This is a genomic window from Wolbachia endosymbiont of Tetranychus urticae, assembly GCF_046529255.1.
GTDB lineage: Bacteria > Pseudomonadota > Alphaproteobacteria > Rickettsiales > Anaplasmataceae > Wolbachia.
Genome location: NZ_CP114181.1, coordinates 595,135 through 615,767, shown reverse-complemented (window position 1 = coordinate 615,767; position 20,633 = coordinate 595,135). Strand labels below are relative to the sequence as shown.

17 protein-coding genes and 5 pseudogenes are annotated in these 20,633 nt (G+C 33.5%); 12 read left to right on the top strand and 10 right to left on the bottom strand.

Annotated features, from left to right (window positions below):
* Nucleotides 1-29: 29 nt before the first annotated feature.
* Both O1Q06_RS03395 and O1Q06_RS03390 read right to left on the bottom strand, forming a co-directional pair.
* Nucleotides 30-641, bottom strand: coding sequence for a hypothetical protein (locus O1Q06_RS03395; protein ID WP_410543007.1), 612 nt, complete (start codon nt 639-641; stop codon nt 30-32).
* Between the two features lie 467 nt (nt 642-1,108).
* On the bottom strand, nt 1,109-2,485 hold the full coding sequence (locus O1Q06_RS03390; RefSeq protein ID WP_410543006.1) for a malonyl-CoA decarboxylase: 1,377 nt from the start codon (nt 2,483-2,485) through the stop codon (nt 1,109-1,111).
* Between the two features lie 282 nt (nt 2,486-2,767).
* Between O1Q06_RS03390 and O1Q06_RS03385 the strand changes: the two genes are divergently transcribed.
* Complete coding sequence (locus O1Q06_RS03385) at nt 2,768-3,460, top strand: TerC family protein (RefSeq protein ID WP_410543145.1); 693 nt, start codon at nt 2,768-2,770, stop codon at nt 3,458-3,460.
* A 220-nt stretch (nt 3,461-3,680) separates the two neighbouring features.
* Here the strand turns inward: O1Q06_RS03385 and guaA are convergent, their stop codons facing one another.
* The 4 genes and pseudogenes from guaA to O1Q06_RS03365 all read right to left on the bottom strand — a co-directional run.
* A complete protein-coding gene (gene guaA, locus O1Q06_RS03380) occupies nt 3,681-5,243 on the bottom strand; it encodes a glutamine-hydrolyzing GMP synthase (RefSeq protein ID WP_052265035.1) in 1,563 nt (520 codons plus the stop codon).
* Nucleotides 5,244-5,438: 195 nt separating this feature from the next.
* Nucleotides 5,439-6,920 carry a secretion system protein gene (locus O1Q06_RS03375; RefSeq protein WP_410543005.1) on the bottom strand — a complete coding sequence of 494 codons (1,482 nt, stop codon included), beginning with the start codon at nt 6,918-6,920 and terminating at the stop codon, nt 5,439-5,441.
* Between the two features lie 87 nt (nt 6,921-7,007).
* Nucleotides 7,008-7,540: pseudogene (locus O1Q06_RS03370) on the bottom strand (IS630 family transposase); the annotation flags it as partial.
* Between the two features lie 33 nt (nt 7,541-7,573).
* A pseudogene (locus tag O1Q06_RS03365) lies at nt 7,574-7,771 on the bottom strand (transposase); the annotation flags it as partial.
* Between the two features lie 123 nt (nt 7,772-7,894).
* Here O1Q06_RS03365 and O1Q06_RS03360 point away from each other — a divergent pair.
* The 4 genes and pseudogenes from O1Q06_RS03360 to O1Q06_RS03345 all read left to right on the top strand — a co-directional run bounded on the left by O1Q06_RS03360 (nt 7,895) and on the right by O1Q06_RS03345 (nt 10,701).
* Nucleotides 7,895-8,896, top strand: a pseudogene (locus tag O1Q06_RS03360) (IS630-like element ISWpi10 family transposase).
* A 24-nt stretch (nt 8,897-8,920) separates the two neighbouring features.
* Nucleotides 8,921-9,268, top strand: a complete 348-nt coding sequence (locus O1Q06_RS03355) for an IS630 transposase-related protein (protein WP_410543004.1) — start codon at nt 8,921-8,923, stop codon at nt 9,266-9,268.
* A 131-nt stretch (nt 9,269-9,399) separates the two neighbouring features.
* A protein-coding gene (locus O1Q06_RS03350; RefSeq protein WP_410542215.1) for an IS630 family transposase occupies nt 9,400-10,405 on the top strand; the annotation gives its coding sequence in 2 pieces (ribosomal slippage) (nt 9,400-9,858 and nt 9,860-10,405; 1,005 coding nt in all).
* A 2-nt stretch (nt 10,406-10,407) separates the two neighbouring features.
* Nucleotides 10,408-10,701 carry a hypothetical protein gene (locus O1Q06_RS03345; protein WP_410543003.1) on the top strand — a complete coding sequence of 98 codons (294 nt, stop codon included), beginning with the start codon at nt 10,408-10,410 and terminating at the stop codon, nt 10,699-10,701.
* Here the strand turns inward: O1Q06_RS03345 and O1Q06_RS03340 are convergent.
* Nucleotides 10,612-11,613 (bottom strand): annotated as a pseudogene (locus O1Q06_RS03340) (IS630-like element ISWpi10 family transposase). The gene O1Q06_RS03345 and the pseudogene O1Q06_RS03340 sit on opposite strands and share 90 nt — an antisense overlap.
* A gap of 214 nt (nt 11,614-11,827) precedes the next feature.
* Here O1Q06_RS03340 and O1Q06_RS03335 point away from each other — a divergent pair.
* Complete coding sequence (locus O1Q06_RS03335) at nt 11,828-12,697, top strand: IS982 family transposase (RefSeq protein WP_410543002.1); 870 nt, start codon at nt 11,828-11,830, stop codon at nt 12,695-12,697.
* A 285-nt stretch (nt 12,698-12,982) separates the two neighbouring features.
* Here O1Q06_RS03335 and ccmC read toward each other — a convergent pair whose 3' ends face one another.
* Nucleotides 12,983-13,693 (bottom strand): heme ABC transporter permease CcmC, encoded by a 711-nt coding sequence (gene ccmC, locus O1Q06_RS03330; RefSeq protein ID WP_410543144.1) that lies wholly within the window; start codon nt 13,691-13,693, stop codon nt 12,983-12,985.
* Nucleotides 13,694-13,835: 142 nt separating this feature from the next.
* On the opposite strand from ccmC, the gene O1Q06_RS03325 reads away from it, so the two are divergent.
* Nucleotides 13,836-14,654, top strand: a complete 819-nt coding sequence (locus O1Q06_RS03325; RefSeq protein WP_410543143.1) for a pyruvate, water dikinase regulatory protein — start codon at nt 13,836-13,838, stop codon at nt 14,652-14,654.
* A gap of 69 nt (nt 14,655-14,723) precedes the next feature.
* Entirely contained in the window at nt 14,724-14,852 is a 129-nt protein-coding gene (ykgO, locus tag O1Q06_RS03320; protein WP_006015378.1) for a type B 50S ribosomal protein L36, read from the top strand.
* Between the two features lie 220 nt (nt 14,853-15,072).
* Here the strand turns inward: ykgO and O1Q06_RS03315 are convergent, their stop codons facing one another.
* Both O1Q06_RS03315 and recG read right to left on the bottom strand, forming a co-directional pair.
* A complete protein-coding gene (locus O1Q06_RS03315; RefSeq protein ID WP_010402151.1) occupies nt 15,073-15,267 on the bottom strand; it encodes a hypothetical protein in 195 nt (64 codons plus the stop codon).
* Nucleotides 15,268-15,598: 331 nt separating this feature from the next.
* Entirely contained in the window at nt 15,599-17,638 is a 2,040-nt protein-coding gene (gene recG, locus O1Q06_RS03310) for an ATP-dependent DNA helicase RecG (RefSeq protein ID WP_410543001.1), read from the bottom strand.
* A 144-nt stretch (nt 17,639-17,782) separates the two neighbouring features.
* On the opposite strand from recG, the gene O1Q06_RS03305 reads away from it, so the two are divergent.
* The 4 genes and pseudogenes from O1Q06_RS03305 (at nt 17,783) to mtaB (ending at nt 20,623) form a co-directional block, all read left to right on the top strand.
* A complete protein-coding gene (locus O1Q06_RS03305; protein WP_410543000.1) occupies nt 17,783-18,079 on the top strand; it encodes a hypothetical protein in 297 nt (98 codons plus the stop codon).
* Nucleotides 18,080-18,586: 507 nt separating this feature from the next.
* Nucleotides 18,587-18,748 (top strand): hypothetical protein, encoded by a 162-nt coding sequence (locus O1Q06_RS03300; RefSeq protein WP_410542999.1) that lies wholly within the window; start codon nt 18,587-18,589, stop codon nt 18,746-18,748.
* A gap of 12 nt (nt 18,749-18,760) precedes the next feature.
* Nucleotides 18,761-19,048: pseudogene (locus tag O1Q06_RS03295) on the top strand (integrase core domain-containing protein); the annotation flags it as partial.
* Between the two features lie 348 nt (nt 19,049-19,396).
* Entirely contained in the window at nt 19,397-20,623 is a 1,227-nt protein-coding gene (gene mtaB, locus O1Q06_RS03290; protein WP_410542998.1) for a tRNA (N(6)-L-threonylcarbamoyladenosine(37)-C(2))-methylthiotransferase MtaB, read from the top strand.
* Nucleotides 20,624-20,633: the final 10 nt, after the last annotated feature.

Genomic DNA, 20,633 nt, shown 5'->3' with positions numbered 1-20,633 from the left:
ATTATTTATATCTTTTTTTGCTAAAAACATTAAGCTGAAGTCCTTGCCAATGGGCGGCAATGCTCATTAGCTGATGCTTGCTTCACTGTGCTACTTGGATCTCCTTGCTGTCTACACGTTTTTACTGCATCAGCAAGACTTAGGTAAGCATTACCAACTTTAATCTTTACATCTTTATTTTTTTCTAAATCTTTATCATCTGGTTTATTACTTACTATTTTCATATTGCCATCGCTATTAATACCAAGCGTAATGCTACATTCCTTTCCATCTACATACCAGTTAAACTTTATTCCATATTGAGCTGTGGTACCTAAATCATAATACCTTATCTCTTCTTTTATAAAGCCATGGATAATTTCCTCTTGATTGCCATTTGAAATAAGAAAACCAGCAATCTTATTTTCTTTACAAAATTCACTATTTAAAAACTCGCTTATTTTAATATCTGTGCTTTTATTGTCTTCTTTTAGTTTGATTATTGTATAAAGAAGATCTGGATTACTATGCTTTTCGATTGATATCGCATCAATAGTGCCGTTTTCTATGTACTTGCTAAGCTCTTCTTTAGCTTTCTCTTCTAACTCTTTTTGCCTTGCTGCATTTTGTTGTTGTTGCACTTTTTCTAGCGCTTCTTTCATTTTTTTTCTGAAGTGATTTGATATCACAAATTAACGCAGATTCATCAAGGCCGGGGATCACGAATGCTCTGCCCACTCCTGTCTTCAATCCTTTAATTATAGTCACCATCTTTAAGATAGACTCTAAATTTTTATAATGTACACTAATTTTTGACCACTTAGGCTACTCTTATTGTCATCCCAGTCGCTAGCAATGTTATTAAATATTAAATAAGTCCTTCATAAATGGCTATCAATTCATTTGATTCCTCTGAGATTGTTTCATCACGTTTAATACTACTAACACAATCATTGAACGACTTTATTTCTTCAGGATCTATAAAGAGACTGTACGGTTCATTACTCGATACTCTATCTTGTATTTTTTGTTTTATTGCCTTTAATATCTCATTACTTATACACTTTTCCTCAAAAAGCTATCTAGTATTATGTATACCTATATGAGAAAACTTTCAACATCTTTTTTATTAATCCTTCAACATAGTTGACACTCTTTTTGAATGAGAAATCACTTTATCAATCATATAATTCTCATGATTGTTATCTATTTTAGGCAATTCGTACAAATAATTCACCATTATTCCGGCTGACTGACTAATGCCTTTTTCAGAAGTATCAGCCATCCAGTTGATTTGTTTGATTGATGCACCATTGCTTAAATGAAAGTGTGCTACTGGATCATAAGCACCCCCACCACTGCTTTTAACCTTTAGCAAATAATGTGCACAAAGTTTCAGTAGGGACTGTTTTTCGCATTCAATGTTAGTTTTTATGCTTTCTAAAATTTCTGTACCTGATTGTTTTATATTAAGCTTACCTAATAAAGCTACGTCTTGATTTTTTAGCCATTTTGTAAATCCAGGAACTGGAGAAAGAGTTGCATACACTTTTACGCTTTTAAATTCTTGCGATAGTTTTTCTACGACTCTCTTTATTAAAAAGTTACCTAGGCTAATTCCAGATAAACCAGTTTGAGTGTTTGATATTGAATAGAATATAGCAGTACTTGCACTGCTTGGGTCACTTGAAGGAACTGACTCGTCCAAAACGTGTTGAATACTATCTGCAATCTCATTCATCAGTGCAACCTCTACAAAAATTAAAGGTTCATTTGGTATTTTGTAATGAAAGAAAGCAAAACAGAGATGATCAGAATCTAGTCTGTTTTTTAAGTCACCCCAAGAGGAAATTTTATGTACAGCTTCATATTTTATAAGTTTTTCCAACAATGATGCAGGTGAATCCCAGGTGATTTGATGAAGATCAAGTAGATCAACATCAACCAAAGTACAAAGTATACTTTTTAATTCGTTTTCTAGTGGACTTAGACTTTTATATTGATTCTTCAGCTTGAGTACATCAGAACGCATATCAACAATAAACTTAAGGCCCTCCGGTAAGGAGATAAACTGCTTCAATATTTTAGAGCGTGGTGATACAAGGACTTTTATTAAGTCTTGTTCAAACTTATAGCTCGACTCAGAATCTTGATTTTTCTTATATACTTTTATTTCTTTATCTATTTTCGTTTTATCCGGATTGAACTTTTCTGCCAGGGTTTGTAAAAATTTTATTTGACCTGCCTCTGATAAACTCAAGTACAAATTACCAAGAGATACAGTGTTCTTACGTGCTGAGACTTCACCCCCCTTTGGGTTTAAGCATTCGTTCATCTTCAAGACTAAACTATCGACATCGCGACTACTACTTAAATCAGGGCCAATATTGCCAACCCATGACCTTACAGCATCTGCTACTTCACCTAATATTTTAAAAAATCCCTTTGTTGCTTTCTTATCTTCAACTTTTACTATATCAGTTTTTGCTAATGATTCTTTTGTCATATGTTCCTTTTATCGTGTATCTATCTTAATTTAAAGAAAAATCTTAGTCTACAAAGAAGGCATATATTTTCATGGTACAACTATTTTACAATCTATTTAAAATTTTCGTAAAGAGAGTTAAATTTTTAATTTCATTATTTCTCTTACAAAAGTACTTTTATTATAAAAATGCCCTTTTGCCTCTTTCTTTTTCGGGTAAGGCTGATTTTTTAATTACCTAATCGAAGTTACTTAATTTTTACACATCTATTGTAAAGTACAAAATCTGACTTTGGAATGAAAATGCTAGCTGATGCTTGGACTTTATTGATACTTACGCTACTTGAAACTATACTTGGTATAGACAATTTAATCTTTATTTCTCTAGCAATAGATAAGGTGCCAAATCTGCTGAGAGAAAGAGCACGTCTTATAGGTTTTGGCTTGGCGCTATTGATGCGTTTTGTAATACTATTTTTTACATCACATATATTATCAATGCAAAAGCCTATATTTCACTCTGTATCACTAGATATTTCAGTAAAAGATTTGCTTATGATTGCAGGAGGGTTATTCCTTATTGTTAAAAGTTCTATGGAGTTATGGAGCGAAATTTTTGTACATAACGAGAACAAAACAAAGGCAAACGTTAAATCACAATTTTTTTTAGTTCTGCTACAAATTATATTAATAGATTTAGTTTTTTCTGTTGATTCAATATTAACTGCTATAGCATTAACTCATAATATGATAATCGTTGCTATAGCATTTACATTTTCCATATTAGCAATGCTATTTTCATCAAGTTATACCGCTCAGTTAATAAAATCCAACCCAAGCTTAAAAGTAATTGCCATTCTATTTATTTTACTCGTCGGTGTATATCTAACACTTGAAGGGCTTCACATAGAACTACCAAAAGCATATTTGTATTCTTCATTTATGTTTGCAGTGCTTGTGGAAGCTATAAGCAAAATAAAGACAATGCGGCCTTGAAATTATTTTGCACAAGGCAAAAGTCTAATTTTTATTCCGGTGTGTGACGAATATCTGTACGAACATTTCGATGTCATCCGAGTAGCTGACACTGGTTCTTTTTTTCTGGATTCCAGCGTCACGCGCTGGAATGACATTAAATAGTTTTCCTTAAAATTTGAGTTATGCAAGCAGCCTCTTTGGTGTGATTCGAGTAGCTGAAACTGGAATGAAATTATTGCTACTCCCACTCAATAGTTGCTGGTGGCTTGGAAGTTAAATCATACACAACTCGATTTACTCCGGAAACTTTGTTAACAATTATACTACTGACGTCTTGCAAAAACCTCCAAAATACTAACGAATGTTGATCTTTATTTTCAAATGGAAATGCATCAGCTGTCATGCCATCAGATGAAGTCACAGCCCTTAAAGCGCAAACATATCCGTATGTACGATTATCTCCCATAACTCCCACAGTTTTTACTGGTAACAGTACAGCAAAAGCCTGCCATATTTTATCATACAGATCATAATTTTTCATTGTGTTGATATATATTTCATCTACTTCTTGCAATATTCGTACCTTTTCTTCATCAACTTCACCTATGATCCTCACTGCAAGTCCAGGCCCAGGAAATGGATGTTGAAATATTATCTCATCTGAAAGCCCAATTTCTTTGCCAAGCAGCCTTACTTCATCTTTAAAGAGATAGCGTAAAGGTTCTACTAATTTCAGATTCATTTTTTCTGGCAACCCACCAACATTGTGATGAGATTTAATTGTACTAGTGTTTCCTGAAGCGTGCCCTGATTCAACTACATCAGAGTAAATGGTGCCTTGCATTAAAAAATCCACATCACCTATTTTTTTTGCCTCTTCTTCAAATACTTCGATAAAAGTATTGCCGATAATTTTTCGCTTTTCTTCCGGATCAGTTATTCCCTTTAACCTACTTAAAAACAAGTTTGATTTATCAACGTAATTTATTGGAATTTCTTTTAACATAGCAGTGGTCTGGCTCTTACGCAATAACCCCGTATCGATAAAAATACAGTTTAATTGTTTTCCTATAGCTTTGTGTGTAAGAACTGCTGCAACACTTGAATCAACCCCCCCACTTACTGCAGCAATTACTTTTTTCTCCCCTACTAAGTTTTGAATTTTTTCCTTCTGTTTTTCAATGAATGACTTCATTGTCCAATCTCTCTCACAATTTGCAATATCTAAGAAATTAGAGAGAAGTTTACTACCATTTGTCGTAGGCTTAACTTCAGGATGGAACTGAGTACAGTAAATCTTCCGCTGTTCGTTGGCAATTATTGCGATTGTTTGATTTATTATACCTGAGGCAATAGCAGTAAATCCTTGCGGTATAGTTTCGACACTGTCTGCATGGTTCATTAGCACATCGACTTCGGAATTAACGTCCCAAGTATCCTTTATAATTGGGGATTCTTTTAGTATCTTGATTTTAGTTTTGCCAAATTCCTGATTGAATTCTTTTCTTACCTTTGCCCCGAAATAGTGACAAATGAGTTGCTGTCCATAACATATTCCAAGTATAGGAGTGTTTATTGTTTCGTTAAGTTTTATGATTTTATGTGCTACTTCACTTACTTCAGAGCAATTGTCATTTACAGATTGCGGTCCTCCAGAAAAAATAAATCCATTGAATTTTGATACTGTTTCGAAATCGATATTGCTTGGAAATATTTCACAGTAAACGCCCATTTCCCTGATTTGTCTCGCAATAAGCTGTGTAAACTGTGAACCAAAATCAATAACGGCAATTGCTGACAATGTGCTCCTCCATATTATTTAAAGCAATATTTGATAATAAAGAAAACAATAAAGTAAGTAAACTAAGACCTGTTTAAAAACTTCAATATATGACTAAAGTAACTTAAATTTACTGCAACAGATTTATGATTAAGCTGTCTTAATTATCATTCTGATACTCTCTTCTTATCATAATAGCAACCCCAACATCTTTCCTTAAGTTGATGCCATTGCCTGAACGGATACGTTTAATATATATAAATTCCTATCTTTTATATCTAATAAACCAAGTGTTGGTACGATTGTTGCTTTCAGGAAGATGACGGTTTCTACTGTCTTAGCCAGTTTTTTTGACTTTTGATGCAATAAGTTTTGGTTATCTTTTCTATGCTCTATAAGCCCACCAATTACCATAACTTCGCCGCTCTTAATTTTTAACGTAGAGTGCATTTCTCTGGTTTCAATAATTGGAATGTCACTATTTAATTTCATTTTATTCTGTTGTGCGACATATTCTATATTTGGGTCTTTAGTGTAATTGTTAATTCTTGATAAGGTTGGGTGTATATCCATAAATATTTCGTTAGTATCAATGTTAATGCTTGGGTGGATTATTAACACCACACCTATTGGAGTGCTATTCATCTTGGTAATTAAGGCATGATTGGAGTTTCCGTTATCTTTCTGTATATCGGAAGTAAAATAGATATGGTTTTTAGTAAATGAAATCATTGCTTGCTGATTATTTATAGCATGTACTCTAGGGCTTGAAATTACGGTTGAAGTGCCAAACTTGTCTAAAGTTTTTACTAAATTTTCTAAATCAGAGTTCATTACCAGGCTAGTAATGGAACTATCTTGATTTGTTATAGATTTTGTTTCATTATGCAAATCATTTAAGTTGATACCAGAAAGGTATTTATCGTCTAATACAACTTCAACTATTTTGGCCTCGATCATTACTTGAGAAGACGCCAATTTCTTAACTTTATTAATATATTCTTCAACAGCTTTGTGAATATCTTTTTTAGCATTTAGAATAATGACACCAGCTTCTCTGTTGGATGAAAGAAATTCACCATCATCCACTCCATTAACATCCATTATTGCATTTAAGCCTTTTTCTAATGAACTCCATAAGTCACTGCTATATTGAGACTTTCTAACATTCCTGTCAGCATCGCTGCTTGTAACATTGCCACTAACGACAAAATTGCTTTGAGCAGAGTGTTGAATATTGATGAAGTCTACGTAATAATTTTGTGCATATGGCAAATCTTGTTCAATTCTAATTACACCATTATTCATTGAGTAACGCAATTTGGCGCTGTTGGCTATATTCTGAATTACTTCGTTTATGTTCTTATCTTTTAGCTTTAAAGTAATATTACCTGATATTTTGGGATCTATGTCTAAGTTAATGTCAGAAAGTTTTCCTATTTCAATCAGTAAATCCTTTACTGGTACTTTTTCATCAACATTAATCGAAAGAAACTGATTACTGGTTCTAAGATCGGGAAACTCTACCGGTAGAGGTATCATTTCTGGTATTGCTGGTTCGTTATTCTTCAAAGGAGTATTATATTGTTGCAACGAATAATCGTGCTTATAATTGTCTATATTAACAGAATGTTGCTTGTTAGGTAAATGTGTGCAAGAAATAATGAAAAGGAGTATTAAACATTTTAAAATAGCCATGAGGGCAGCATACAAATCTATACTAATAGTTTTCTATAAAAATGTTAAAAATGTATTTATAGCATTTCTCATAATAGTCCGAACGGGTCATAGGAAGGCAGAATCAACAGCACGACGAAAGGATTCGAATAGAGGAATGTTTTTCCTGGCTCTGTTTTTTATAGCAAACCAATAATGCTCAATTTTGTTGAAATCTGGAGAATATGGAGGCAGATACAAAATTTCTGCACCAACTCCTTTAGCAAACTCGATAATCTTATCAGACTTATGAAAAGTAGCATTGTCAAGAATGACAGTTTGTCCAGGTTCCAAGATTGGTGTCAAAAATTGCTCAAACCATCCATTAAAAACATCCATATTACAGTGGCCTTCAAAGGTTAATGGAGCAACTATCTTTCTTCTACTTAAGGCTGCAACCATACTGATTCGTTGAGTTTTCTTTCCAGATTTTAGGGCATAAAACCGCTGTCCTTTCTGGCAATACCCATAGGTTCAGTGTTATCAATGCCAGACTCATCTATATACACTAAGTTTTTAGGTTCTTTTGTCGCTATAACCCTTGCAAATTGAGCTCGCTTTTCCTCATTTCTTTCTTTATACCCGTAGGTCTTTTTTTTCTTATGAATCCTATATTTTTAAACGCTAATTCTGGATTAAGGAAGGAAGAAAGTATAGGAAATGGAAGGCTTTTTGGATTTCAAGGAATAGGAAATGAGAGTAGAAAAGATGTGAACCAAGAAATTAACGGGAGATCTATGGCGAGTATGTTCAATTTCAAGTCTATTTTTGAGGTAGCCAAAAATCGTCTCAATGATCGACCTTTTTCTCAGCAAAATCTTTTCATGTATAGTATTTCCTAAAGTAAATGACAAAGGTATAATAAAGTATTTGATACCAATTCCCACTATGTAAAGAACAGATAGACAATAATGGGAAAGAAGTGATACTAGAGTAGATAAAATAGAGAGGTATAAATGGCATTAAGGTCAAAACTGTTAGACGAAAAAGTTGTAAATTTGGCGAAAGAAATGTTAAAAAAGGTCAGAAATAACGCATATGTTTCAAAAAAGTTACAAGCGGTGATAGCAGGAAAAGAAAGTAGTATAAGCGCTGTGGCAAGAATATGTAAAATTTCAAGGACTGCTTTGACTGAATGGATAAAGCATCTAAAATTTGGTAGAGTAGAAAAATTATTTTCCCCTTCTCAGCGGCGAAGAAAAAGCAAATTAAACAAAAATCAACGTGAGCAAATTGAAATATGGGTAGAAAGAAATCCAAATATTACTATTAAGGAAGTGCAAATAAAAATCTCAGAGGAATTTGGCCTAAACATTAGCAAATCAACAGTGCATCGTGAGATACAAAGGATGAAGTTTTCTTATATAACACCGAGGCCAATTCACCATAAACAAGATAAAAACAAGCAAGAAGAGTTTAAAAAATACTTCAATAAAATAGTCAATTCCCACCCTGAAAAGGAGGTATTTTTTTGATGAATCACGATTTGGAACTCATTCAAAAATCGGACACGGATGGTTTAAAAAAGGGGTCAGAACGCAGGTTAAATGAAAATTGGTAGACAAAATTTCTATATCTACAGTGCGGTAAATCCAAGAAGTGGTAAGAAAATTAGCCTACTTGCTCCATATGTAAACACTGATTGTATGAATATATTTCTGGAGCAGATGTCGAAAGATTTAGGCACGAAAAAAGCCTTTCTTGTAATGGATTGTGCAGGCTGGCATAGATCAAAAAGTTTGAAAATTCAGAAAAACATTACCATTATATACTTGCCTCCTTATTCACCAGAACTGAATCCTGTTGAGAGGTTGTGGCAATATATCAAACACAATACTTTACGCAACAGAGTCTACGATACCATAGGCTTACTTGAAGATGTTCTGTGTAATTTTATTGTCAGTATTTCCAGTGCTACTATTAAACGAGTTTGTAATGTTTCTTATTTGTTCGATTAGTAATGGAATTTGGTATGAGTTATAATGGCATATAGTGTGGATTTAAGGGAAAAGGCAGTATTGATGATAGAAAAAGGGAAGGCAAAGGTTGAGATAGCAGAGCTCATGGAGATAGGAATAGCAACGCTGTACCGCTGGTTAAAAAAGAAAGCTGCTGGTGAAAGCCTAAAGCCATCTAAAAACGGTAGCTTTATTCGAAAAATAGACCCAAAAATACTCGAAGAATATGTTACAAAGAATCCAGATCATACTCTGGCAGAGATGAAACAAAATCTTGGATTTGGAATAAATTCAATTTGGTATAGACTAAAACAGCTAAAAATTACTTTAAAAAAAAGTCACACTATATCAAGAGCGCAATCAAGAAGATAGGCAGCAATTTATTGATAAAATCTCAAAAATAGACCATTCCAGCATCTTATACCAATTCCCGCTATACAAGCAACGAATAGAAAATAATGGAAAAAAAGCCATACTGAAGTAAGTAAAATAGCGAGGTTTAGATGGCATTAAGATCAAAATTATTGGATGAAAAAGTGGTGAAATCAGCAAAAGAGATGCTGAAGAGAGTAAGAAATAATGCGTATGTTGCAAAAAAACTAAATGCTGTAATTGCAGCAAAAAAGCACAGTATAACAGCTGTAGCAAAAATATGTTGCATTTCGAGAAAGGCAATTACTACATGGATAAAGCACATAAAATTTGGAAGAGAAGAAAAATTATTTGCTCCACCTCAACGCCGTAGAAAAACTATATTGAACCAAAGTCAACTTGAACGAATTGAGTTGTGGATAGAGGAAAACCCCAATATTACTATTAGAGAAATGAGAATAAGAATCCAAGAAAGATTTGGTTTGAATATCAGCAAATCCGCAATACATCGTAATATGCAAAGAATGAAATTCTCATATATCACACCAAGACCAGTTCATAGTGGACAAGATAAAAACAAGCAAGAGGAGTTTTAAAAAAAACCTCAATGAAACTATTGTCATGCATTCTGAAAAAGAGCTATTTTTCTTCGATGAATCACGGTTTGGTACACATTCAAAAGTTGGACATGGGTGGTTTAAAAAAGGCAGTAGGACACAGGTTAAGGTAAAATTAGGTAGGGAAAATTTTTATCTCTATAGTACAGTTAATCCCAGAAATGGAGAGAATTTTAGCTTATTTGCACCAAACGTCAACACTGATTGTATAAATATATTCCTTGAACAGATGTCGCAATATTTAGGAATACGAAAGGCTTTTCTCTTGATGGATTGCGCTAGTTGGCATAAGTCAAAAAATTTAAAGGCACCTAAAAATATCGAAATTATATACCTACCACCATACTCACCTGAACTCAATCCTGTTGAGAGGTTTTGGTTATATATAAAACAGAACATTTTACGCAATAAAATCTACGATACAATTGTTCTGCTTGAATGCGCTTTGTGTAAATTTATTACCTCTCTTTCCCCTTCCACGGTTAAACAACTCTGCTATGCTTCTTATTTGGTTCATTAATAATGAGAATTGGTATAAGTTATACCGAGAATATGGACGTGCTCCAAGAGGAAAGAAAATTTATGCAGATATTCCAGCGAGAGAGAATCAGTATAGTAGCCGGGTGGATTGGAATGAGATTTATTGCACCAATGACTTTCAAAGGTGGGTGTGACAAAGAGGTATTCAATATATGGTTGGAGAAGATGTTATACCAAATTCCATTACTAATCGAACAAATAAGAAACATTACAAACTCGTTTAATAGTAGCACTGGAAATACTGACAATAAAATTACACAGAACATCTTCAAGTAAGCCTATGGTATCGTAGACTCTGTTGCGTAAAGTATTGTGTTTGATATATTGCCACAACCTCTCAACAGGATTCAGTTCTGGTGAATAAGGAGGCAAGTATATAATGGTAATGTTTTTCTGAATTTTCAAACTTTTTGATCTATGCCAGCCTGCACAATCCATTACAAGAAAGGCTTTTTTCGTGCCTAAATCTTTCGACATCTGCTCCAGAAATATATTCATACAATCAGTGTTTACATATGGAGCAAGTAGGCTAATTTTCTTACCACTTCTTGGATTTACCGCACTGTAGATATAGAAATTTTGTCTACCAATTTTCATTTAACCTGCGTTCTGACCCCTTTTTTAAACCATCCGTGTCCGATTTTTGAATGAGTTCCAAATCGTGATTCATCAAAAAAATACCTCCTTTTCAGGGTGGGAATTGACTATTTTATTGAAGTATTTTTTAAACTCTTCTTGCTTGTTTTTATCTTGTTTATGGTGAATTGGCCTCGGTGTTATATAAGAAAACTTCATCCTTTGTATCTCACGATGCACTGTTGATTTGCTAATGTTTAGGCCAAATTCCTCTGAGATTTTTATTTGCACTTCCTTAATAGTAATATTTGGATTTCTTTCTACCCATATTTCAATTTGCTCACGTTGATTTTTGTTTAATTTGCTTTTTCTTCGCCGCTGAGAAGGGGAAAATAATTTTTCTACTCTACCAAATTTTAGATGCTTTATCCATTCAGTCAAAGCAGTCCTTGAAATTTTACATATTCTTGCCACAGCGCTTATACTACTTTCTTTTCCTGCTATCACCGCTTGTAACTTTTTTGAAACATATGCGTTATTTCTGACCTTTTTTAACATTTCTTTCGCCAAATTTACAACTTTTTCGTCTAACAGTTTTGACCTTAATGCCATTTATACCTCTCTATTTTATCTACTCTAGTATCACTTCTTTCCCATTATTGTCTATCTGTTCTTTACATAGTGGGAATTGGTATAAAAACGGTAGCTTTATTCGAAAAATAGACCCAAAAATACTCGAAACGCTAATTCTGGATTAAAAAGAGAATAGAAAAGTCAGGAGAGTAGGGTAAACTCAACAAATAGAAAAAAATAGATGAGGTTACCCATGGAAGATATAACAAAACTGTTTTGTCTGGTCGATGATTTTTGCAGAGATATAGAGAAAAATTTTGCAGATAAACTACTGCCAAACGGTAAAAAACCCACAAGAGTACCAGAAATTACACATTCGGAAATTATCACAATAATCCTCCTGTATCAGCAATCTCCCTGTGAAAATTTTAAGGCTTTCTACCTGCATTACCTAACATTGCTCTACAAATCAGAGTTTTCGAAGTTGCCTTCATACACTAGGTTTGTTGCTCTAAAGCCCAGGGTTTTGTGGCATTTAGCCATGCTATTACAGTGCCTTTGCGGATGGTCAGAACTTACTGGAATCTCATACATAGATACAACTCCTATTGCAGTTTGCCATACAAAAAGAATATCAAGAAATAAGGTTTTTGCTGGAATTGCAAAATTAAGCAAGAGTACATATGGCTGGTTTTTCGGCTTTAAACTACATTTGATAATTAACGAGAAAGGTGAAATTCAAGCTTTTACGCTTACAAGAGGTAATGTTGACGATAGAGAGCCTGTAGCAAACCTAACTAAGAAATTAACCGGTCTTTTGTTTGGTGATAAAGGCTATATTAAAAAAGAGCTTTTCCAAGAGTTGTTTAACCGCGGTTTGAAACTTGTTACCAAGGTGAAAAAGGGGATGAAAAACGCATTAATTTCACTACATGAAAAGATTTTGCTGAGAAAAAGGTCGATCATTGAGACGATTTTTGGCTACCTCAAAAATAGACTTAAAATTGAACATACTCGCCATAGATCTCCCGTTAATTTCTTGGTTCACATCTTTTCTACTCTCATTTCCTATTCCTTGAAATCCAAAAAGCCTTCCATTTCCTATACTTTCTTCCTTCCTTAATCCAGAATTAGCGTTAAAAGCTAAAGTAATTAAAAATTTAATAACTTGCATTATAAATATAGCATATCTATCAATAGAAATTTTCTTTCAATTTCTAACGTATCTTTGCTAATTTTGCATACAGTTCACCTTAGAGAGTCATGATTCTTCTACTTTCCTGTGATTAATCACTATAATCTTGAAGTGTGGTTTGTACGTAATTAGTTCTGGAACCTGCTAATGGATGATTGCTCTACATTTTAATCTCTGTCGCTGTTCACAACATTACACTCTGGAACCATATACCTAATATCGCATGCTGATTTCTCTCTTTATCTTCTGCAAATTAATTAAATGAAGGGCATTAAGTATCCACACTACTAAAAAGAATGTTGCACAAAATATAAACATTGCAACGAGTGGCAGCAGTAAAGAACCTTCTATTGCTACTCCACCTTTTCTAAAAATACTTGCTGGCTGATGAAGAGTAGACCATAAATTCACAGAAAATTTTACTATGGGAATATTTATAGCACTAAAAATGGCAAATACTGCTGATGATTTCTCTGCTCTTGCTTGATTATCAAAAGCGCTCCACAATGAAAGATAACCAACATACAGAAAAAACAAAATCAGCATTGAAGTAAGCCTTGCATCCCATACCCACCAAGTACCCCATGTTCCTTTTCCCCAGACGCTACCTGTGATTAAGCATATTGCCGAAAAGACTGTCCCTGCAGGAGCAGCAGCATGTGCCAAAACACTAGCAACGCTATTGTTCCACACCAATGAAATGAAACTGAGTGATGCAATGAGTCCGTATATTCCAAGAGCAAGCCATGCAGAAGGCACATGAAGATACATAATTCGTACAATTTCTCCTTGTTTATAATCTCCTGGGGAGAAGAATAATGCCAAGAACATTCCAATTAAAAAACATGCGAAACAAATAACCCCAAGCCAAGGTAGAGCTTTTTTAGTAAAAGAAGTGAAATTTGTAGGCTTTAATAAAAACATTCGTTTTGAGAATAATTGTGTTAAGAATTTATCAATTAGTTTGAGTTTTATCAACAAGATAGTTTTTCTATATTTACGTAGTATAATAAATTAGCACAATTTCAGTAGCAGATTGCTTGCTATTATTTTTAGTATAACGTTGATGATCCTTAAAAAGCTTAACCTACACTTAGTGTCAGATTCAAGTGGTGAAACTGTTATATCAGTTGCAAAATCAGCTCTGAAACACTTTCGTTCTGTAGAAACGATCGAATATGTTTGGTCTTTCGTAAAAGGAGAAGAGCAGATTGACAAAATTTTAGAGGAAATTAATAGAAAAAGTGATGAGCATAATTTTGTTATATGCACTATTACTAATGATGAGCTAAGAAAATATCTAAAAAATAATTGTATAAAGCTAAAAATCCCCTACAGAGCGATATTATCACACATTATGAGGGAAATCTCATCCTATCTTGAAATTAAAAAAGACGAAAAACTTGACTTACATGCTGAGATAAATAACGAATATTTTCAGCGCATTGAGGCAATAAACTATACCATTAATCATGATGATGGACAAAATATTCAAGATATTGATAAAGCCGATATAATTTTGGTTGGAGTTTCACGCACATCAAAATCTCCCACCAGTATGTATTTAGCTTACCGAGGCTATAAAGTTGCAAATGTTCCTTTTGTTAGCGAGATACCCTTTTACGTCGACTTAGCAAAATTAAGAAATAAACTGACTATAGGAGTAACAATAGACGTAAGAAGGCTAATAGAAATACGCAAAAATAGACTGACTTCAATTAATAATGAAGGTAATAATATATATGCTGACCCTAGAAAAGTAGAAAAGGAAATTAAAGAAGCAGAGGAGTTCTTTAAGCAAAATAACTGGCCAATTATTGATGTCACGCAAAAGTCAATCGAAGAAGTATCAGCGACAATTATACAGTATTTTAATAAAATGTGAAAAATTTATCAATTGACTAACTCTCTGTCAGTGATCATAATGTAAGGTAATTCTATTCTTACTGTAGATATGAAAGTTAAAGGGTCACTAAAATCTCATCGTAACAGAGATAAAAATTGTAAAGTTGTGAAAAGGGGTGGTAAGGTTTATATTATAAATAAGGTAAAGCCAAGATGTAAAGCGCGTCAAGGTTCTTAGCTTTTTGTTTTCCTTTTTATGTCATATGTTTTTCATATGGAAGCATGGTTAGAAAGAAACAAAAATTGTTGTATTTAACCATAGCACTGCCCATTTCTTCTCTTACATTATATTTTGGTATTAACCTGATTACAGGCAGACGTGGCTTGTTAACATTAATTAACTTAAAAAAAAGAAATTAATTACGTGCGTCAACAAGTCCATGAATTTTAGTTCCACCCTAAGCCCTCTTGAGCTTGAGAATTTTTTCTATATATAGGCTGAGCATGAATGACATCTGATCATCAATTATGCAAATCTGGATCTTGTTGTGCATACTTAAGTCATTTTGCCAAAATTCCCTTTTTGCATCACCTTTTAAACCTCTTGTGTATACTTCTGTAATTGTGGTAAATTTTTGATCATTGGCAGCCACTTCTCCACACTGCTTCCATACATATTCTCAACTTCTTCTCGCTTTTACTGTGTATTCCTTTTGTGCTCTTTAAAGCGGTACCTTCTATATATATATATTTATTGTCATTAGGCTAAGTTACCGCTTTTTTTTCATTTTTATACTTCCTGCCCTTGATTAATTTGACCTGCTAACATTTTGTTTACAGGGCCTGCTATTAACTCTGCACAATTTATTCTTATGGTAAAAACTTCTTCTTCACTCTTATTTTTCCTTAACTTGACGCGTATGGTTTTTTAAATACTCCCGTCTGTCAAGGAATTTCTACTCATGAAGGTTATGGCTTGGAAGATTACTGAAATTTTGAAAAATGTAGTCTACTTCTATATTCAAATATATCAAGCAGTAATTCAAAATTAGCTATTGTACCTTTTGCACTATTATATGCAAGGTTGAGCAATTCTCTGTCCTCATATAAATCAGCAAATTTAAACTCCATGCACCCTGATTGTTTTGTGCCTAGAATATCTCCGCTACCCCTCAGCATCATATCCTTTTCAGCAATATAAAATCCATCTTGTGACTCACACATAATCTTTAACTTTGAATACGAACTTTTACTGAGATTGTCATATAACAGTACACAAAAAGACGGTTTATTTCCTCGTCCTACTCTACCTCTTAACTGATGTAATTGCGATAACCCGAACTGCTCTGCATTCTCTATAATCATAATAGTTGCATCTGGTACATCTATGCCAACTTCTATCACAGTAGTTGCAACAAGCAGAGAAAATTCATTTCTCTTGAAGGAAAACATCACTTGATCTTTCTGCTCTTGAGTTAGTTTTCCGTGTATTATTCCAACTCTATCAAAAAATGTCTTTTGTAGTTCCTGAAAGCGCATTTCTGCTGCGGCAATATTGAGTTCTTCGTTTTCTTCTATATATGGACAAATCCAATATGCTTTTTCGCCTCTATTTATAGCATCTTTCAGTTTTTGAATAATATCTGATACTTTTTTAACGTTCATAATAACGGTTTTTATTGGCAATCTAGATTTTGGTTTTTCCCTTAAAATAGAACATTCAACATCACCATACATAGCTTGCTGCAAGGTTCTTGGAATGGGAGTTGCAGTAATAAAAAGTATATCGGTATCTTCTCCTTTTCCTACCAACCGATTCCTCTGTATCACTCCAAATCGCTGTTGTTCGTCTATGACTGCGAGTCCTAAATTTTTAAATGTAACGTTGGCTTGAAATAATGCATGAGTACCAATTACTATATTTAAAATACCACTTGCAAGTTCGTTCATAATAATCTTTCTTTCCTTGCGCGCAGTTTTGCCGGTAAGCAAAGCAACTTTTATATCAGTACAAGATAGAGCTTCTTCGATCCAATTATAATGTTGCTCAGCCAAGATAGTAGTTGGTGCCATTAGAGCTACTTGCATGTTATTTTCTACCACATTCAGCATCGCAAAGAGTGCAACTACAGTTTTGCCACTCCCAACGTCACCTTGCAGCAGACTTACCATGCGGTATTTAGATTTTTGTCTCTCTGAAATTTCACCTATCGCTCGAATTTGATCATTTGTTAATTGGAACGGTAATTCATTTAAGATCTGCTCTTTGTATTTATTCAATATTACAAATTCCCTTCCTCCTTTTTTTACATGATTTTCCCTCGCAAGTTTTAGCGCCAGCTGATAGGCACATAGCTCATCATAAGCAAGTCTTTCTCTGCAAACTTCTGCTTCTACGAGTGAGCTCGGTCTGTGCAATCTTATGATGCTTTCTTTCCAATTCAGCCATTTCTTTTGCTTGATTAATGTTTCATCTATCCACTCTGATAAATCAGGCAAATCTTTTAGATTAGAACTTATTATGTTTCTAATGCTCTTGTTAGTAATACCGCGACATAATTGGTAAACTGGCTCTATGCAGGCTATTTCTTTAAATAGATTGATATCAGACAACATGTAATCTGGGTGAGTAATTTGCCAATGTTCGGCAAACTTTTCAAGTTTACCACTGATTACTATATCTGTTCCAACTGGAAATAATTTATACAAATATTTAACTGAGTAATTAAAAAAAACTATAAATAAATACTGACTTTCACTTTCAACGATTATTTTATATGGCCTACCTCTAACAGTGGGGCGCTGGTGCTCATACACTTTTGCCATAAAAGTTGTAAATTCTCCCACTTGAGCATCAGGTAGTGATTTACTTCTATCCACATAGCTGAGCGGCCTATAAAACAGCAAGTCGATTACTCTGTCTCCACCGCAAAGTTTAGGCAATATTGCGGAATGAAACCTTGGTATATTCTCAATTTTACTATTTAGAAAAGTCAGCACACTTGACTGCTCATCAACATTCATACTGTATAAAACCGTTTATTCATAATAGAGCCTTACTAAAATCCTGTCACCCTATTATGACTGTCTATGTTAAGTGTATTATTGATATATTAACTATTTTTATGTATTATTATACTATCAGCAATTCATATCAAAGTATTAACAATGAACAACTCTATACAGGAAAAAAAGGGAAATCCAGTAGTTACGCTCAAGGCTCAAGCGGAAAAGTTTGATTTTAGCAGGTTAAGGGCTGACAAAAACAACAAGTTAGCAACTACTGGAAAACAGATGTATGACGATTTTCGAAGAATGAGGTTTGTTATTAACAGCAAAAGTCTAGACGAAATTTTAATTGGTGCATTGATAGATGGAGTAGATCAACATAATTTTGATAAAGTTTGGGATAGACATTATAAAAAGCAAGAGATACCTGGCAATAAAAAAAACCGACCAATATAAAGAGGAGTTTGAAAGGTTTTACAATCTAGGTAAAGGGTACACTCATCTATTACCAAAAAAAAGGAGATAAAAACAATAATTATCGCCTAATTGCAAAAGAAGTTTTCAGGGAAATGTTCAAATATGCTGCAGCAAAAGTTCCAAGTGATCCTATTTTGGAAGAGTTAATCACCAGTTGTAACTAACTTGGTTATGATGGTAATTTATCTTTTCATGTTGATACACCTGCGTTGGCAAGCCACAACCTCGTAACTGGGGTTCTCAAGAAAACAATAAATATTAATTGCACTGAATCAAGTTATACAAAAATTGAATCTAAAATGTCTATATCTGTATTAGACCCTAACAAGACAAAGGAATATGAAAACTCAAAAGATGCAGCTATAGCTACTATACAAAGTTCAATCAAATTCACACTTCAGTATCAAGATGGGAAAGATGATGTATAGCCCTTCCCATAATAGTCCAAAAAGAGTAAGATATAGATTTATAGTAGTGAAGGTAAGGATGCCAGTAGCATATAGTTATGACTTAAGGAAAAGGGCTCCATTTCATTGTCAAAGGATTCAAACCGATAGAGGACAAGAATTTTTTACTTACGAAGTGCAAGAGTGTCTAAAAGAATGGAAAATAAAATTCCGTCCAATTAAGCCGTTTTCCCCACATTGAAATGGTAAAGTAGAAAGAGCGCAGCGTACAGATTTAGATGAATTTTATAGTAGCGTTAACATTAAGGATTATGAATTGCAAGTCAAGCTTAGGGATTGGGAAGAATATTATAATAAACAACGTCCTCATAGCTCTCTTCAGGGAAAGACTCCTTGGGAAAAATATAAAGAACTGGAAAAAACAATTCCTTGTCTAAGTGAAATACAAAAAAATTATACTTCATCAAAAGAAACATTTGTCATGCAAAATTACAAACATAACCAAGAGTTAAAGTCACTTCAAAAATACAAAACCTCTTAACAGATATTTCAAGTTCAGACTTGATCTGACAAATTAGTTGCAATAACCTCTATGAATCACACGGAAAGTTTGGATGAAGCTTATTCTGACACTTATGTACCAAATGATATAGATGAATTTGCATGGTAGAGCTTCAAGGTTTAGCAAAATGTTTTTTGGTTTATATTCGCTTGAGGTTAACATCATTGGCCTTAAGCTTTTTTTAATGCTAAATGATCTTACTGTATATCTACAAATTCTTCCTGTGATTTTCAACTCTAGAGGTTATGTTTAAATTATAATATCTACCAAAAAAATAGTCATTTTGCTTGGATATTTGATATAATTTAGATCTATTAAAGCAAAAGCATGAATGAAGTAATAACATTTGGTTGTCGTCTAAATTTCTACGAGAGTGAGTTAATCAAAGAAGCATTAAAAAAAGCAAAGAGAGAAAATGTTGTTGTAGTGCATAGCTGTGCAGTGACAAACGAAGCAGAACGCCAAGTGAAGCAAAAAATACGTAAGATCTATAAAAACGACCCAAGTAAAGAAATTATCGTAGTTGGCTGTGCCGTTCAATTAGATCCTAAATCATATAGTGATATTCCTGGTGTAAGTAAAGTGCTAGGTAATCAAGACAAGCTAAGAGCTGAAAATTATCTACTAAATAATGATGAAATCTTAGTCAGTGATAACCAAGTAGAACCTATTCTCATTAATGGATTTGAAGATAAATCAAGGGCATTTATTGAAATTCAAAATGGTTGTAATCATAGTTGTACATTTTGCTCAATTACTGAGGCAAGAGGAAATAATCGATCTGTGCCAGTAAGCAATATTATAGAGCAAATTAAGATTTTTATAGAAAATGGGTATCAAGAAGTGGTGTTTACAGGTGTTGATATTACTGACTTTGGTACAGATTTGTTTGGTAAGCAATCACTCAGTTCAATGATTAGAAGAGTTTTAAAGGATATACCACAGTTAAAGAGACTAAGACTTTCCTCTATTGATGTTGCTGAAGTTGATGATGAACTAATGGATTTAATAGCTAATGAGTCAAGACTTATGCCTCACTTACACTTGAGTCTACAGTCTGGTAATAATTTAATACTAAAGAGAATGAAACGTCGTCACAATAGAGAACAAGTGATAGAATTTTATCATAAAATGAAGAGCTTAAGACTTAATATAGCATTTGGCGCTGATATTATTGCTGGATTTCCAACAGAAACTGATGAAATGTTTCAGGATACAGTTGATTTACTGAAAAAAATAAATGTAGTTTATCTACATGCTTTTCCATATTCAGAGCGGAAAAACACACCTGCTGCACGGATGCCACAAGTACCAGAGAATGTACGTAAAGAACGAGTAAAGCATCTAAGAGAAATAAATAAAGAAATGATGAGCAGTTTTTATCAATCTTTGCTCGGCACTGAGCAAAGCGTTTTGGTTGAGCAGAATAATATTGGTAGAACAGAAAATTTTGCATTAATAAAACTTACATCAAGAGTTCAAGCTAAAAGTATTGTGAAAGCTCATGTTAAAGGAATAGAAAATAATTGTTTAATTGGAAATATTATTTCTTAATTTTTGTACA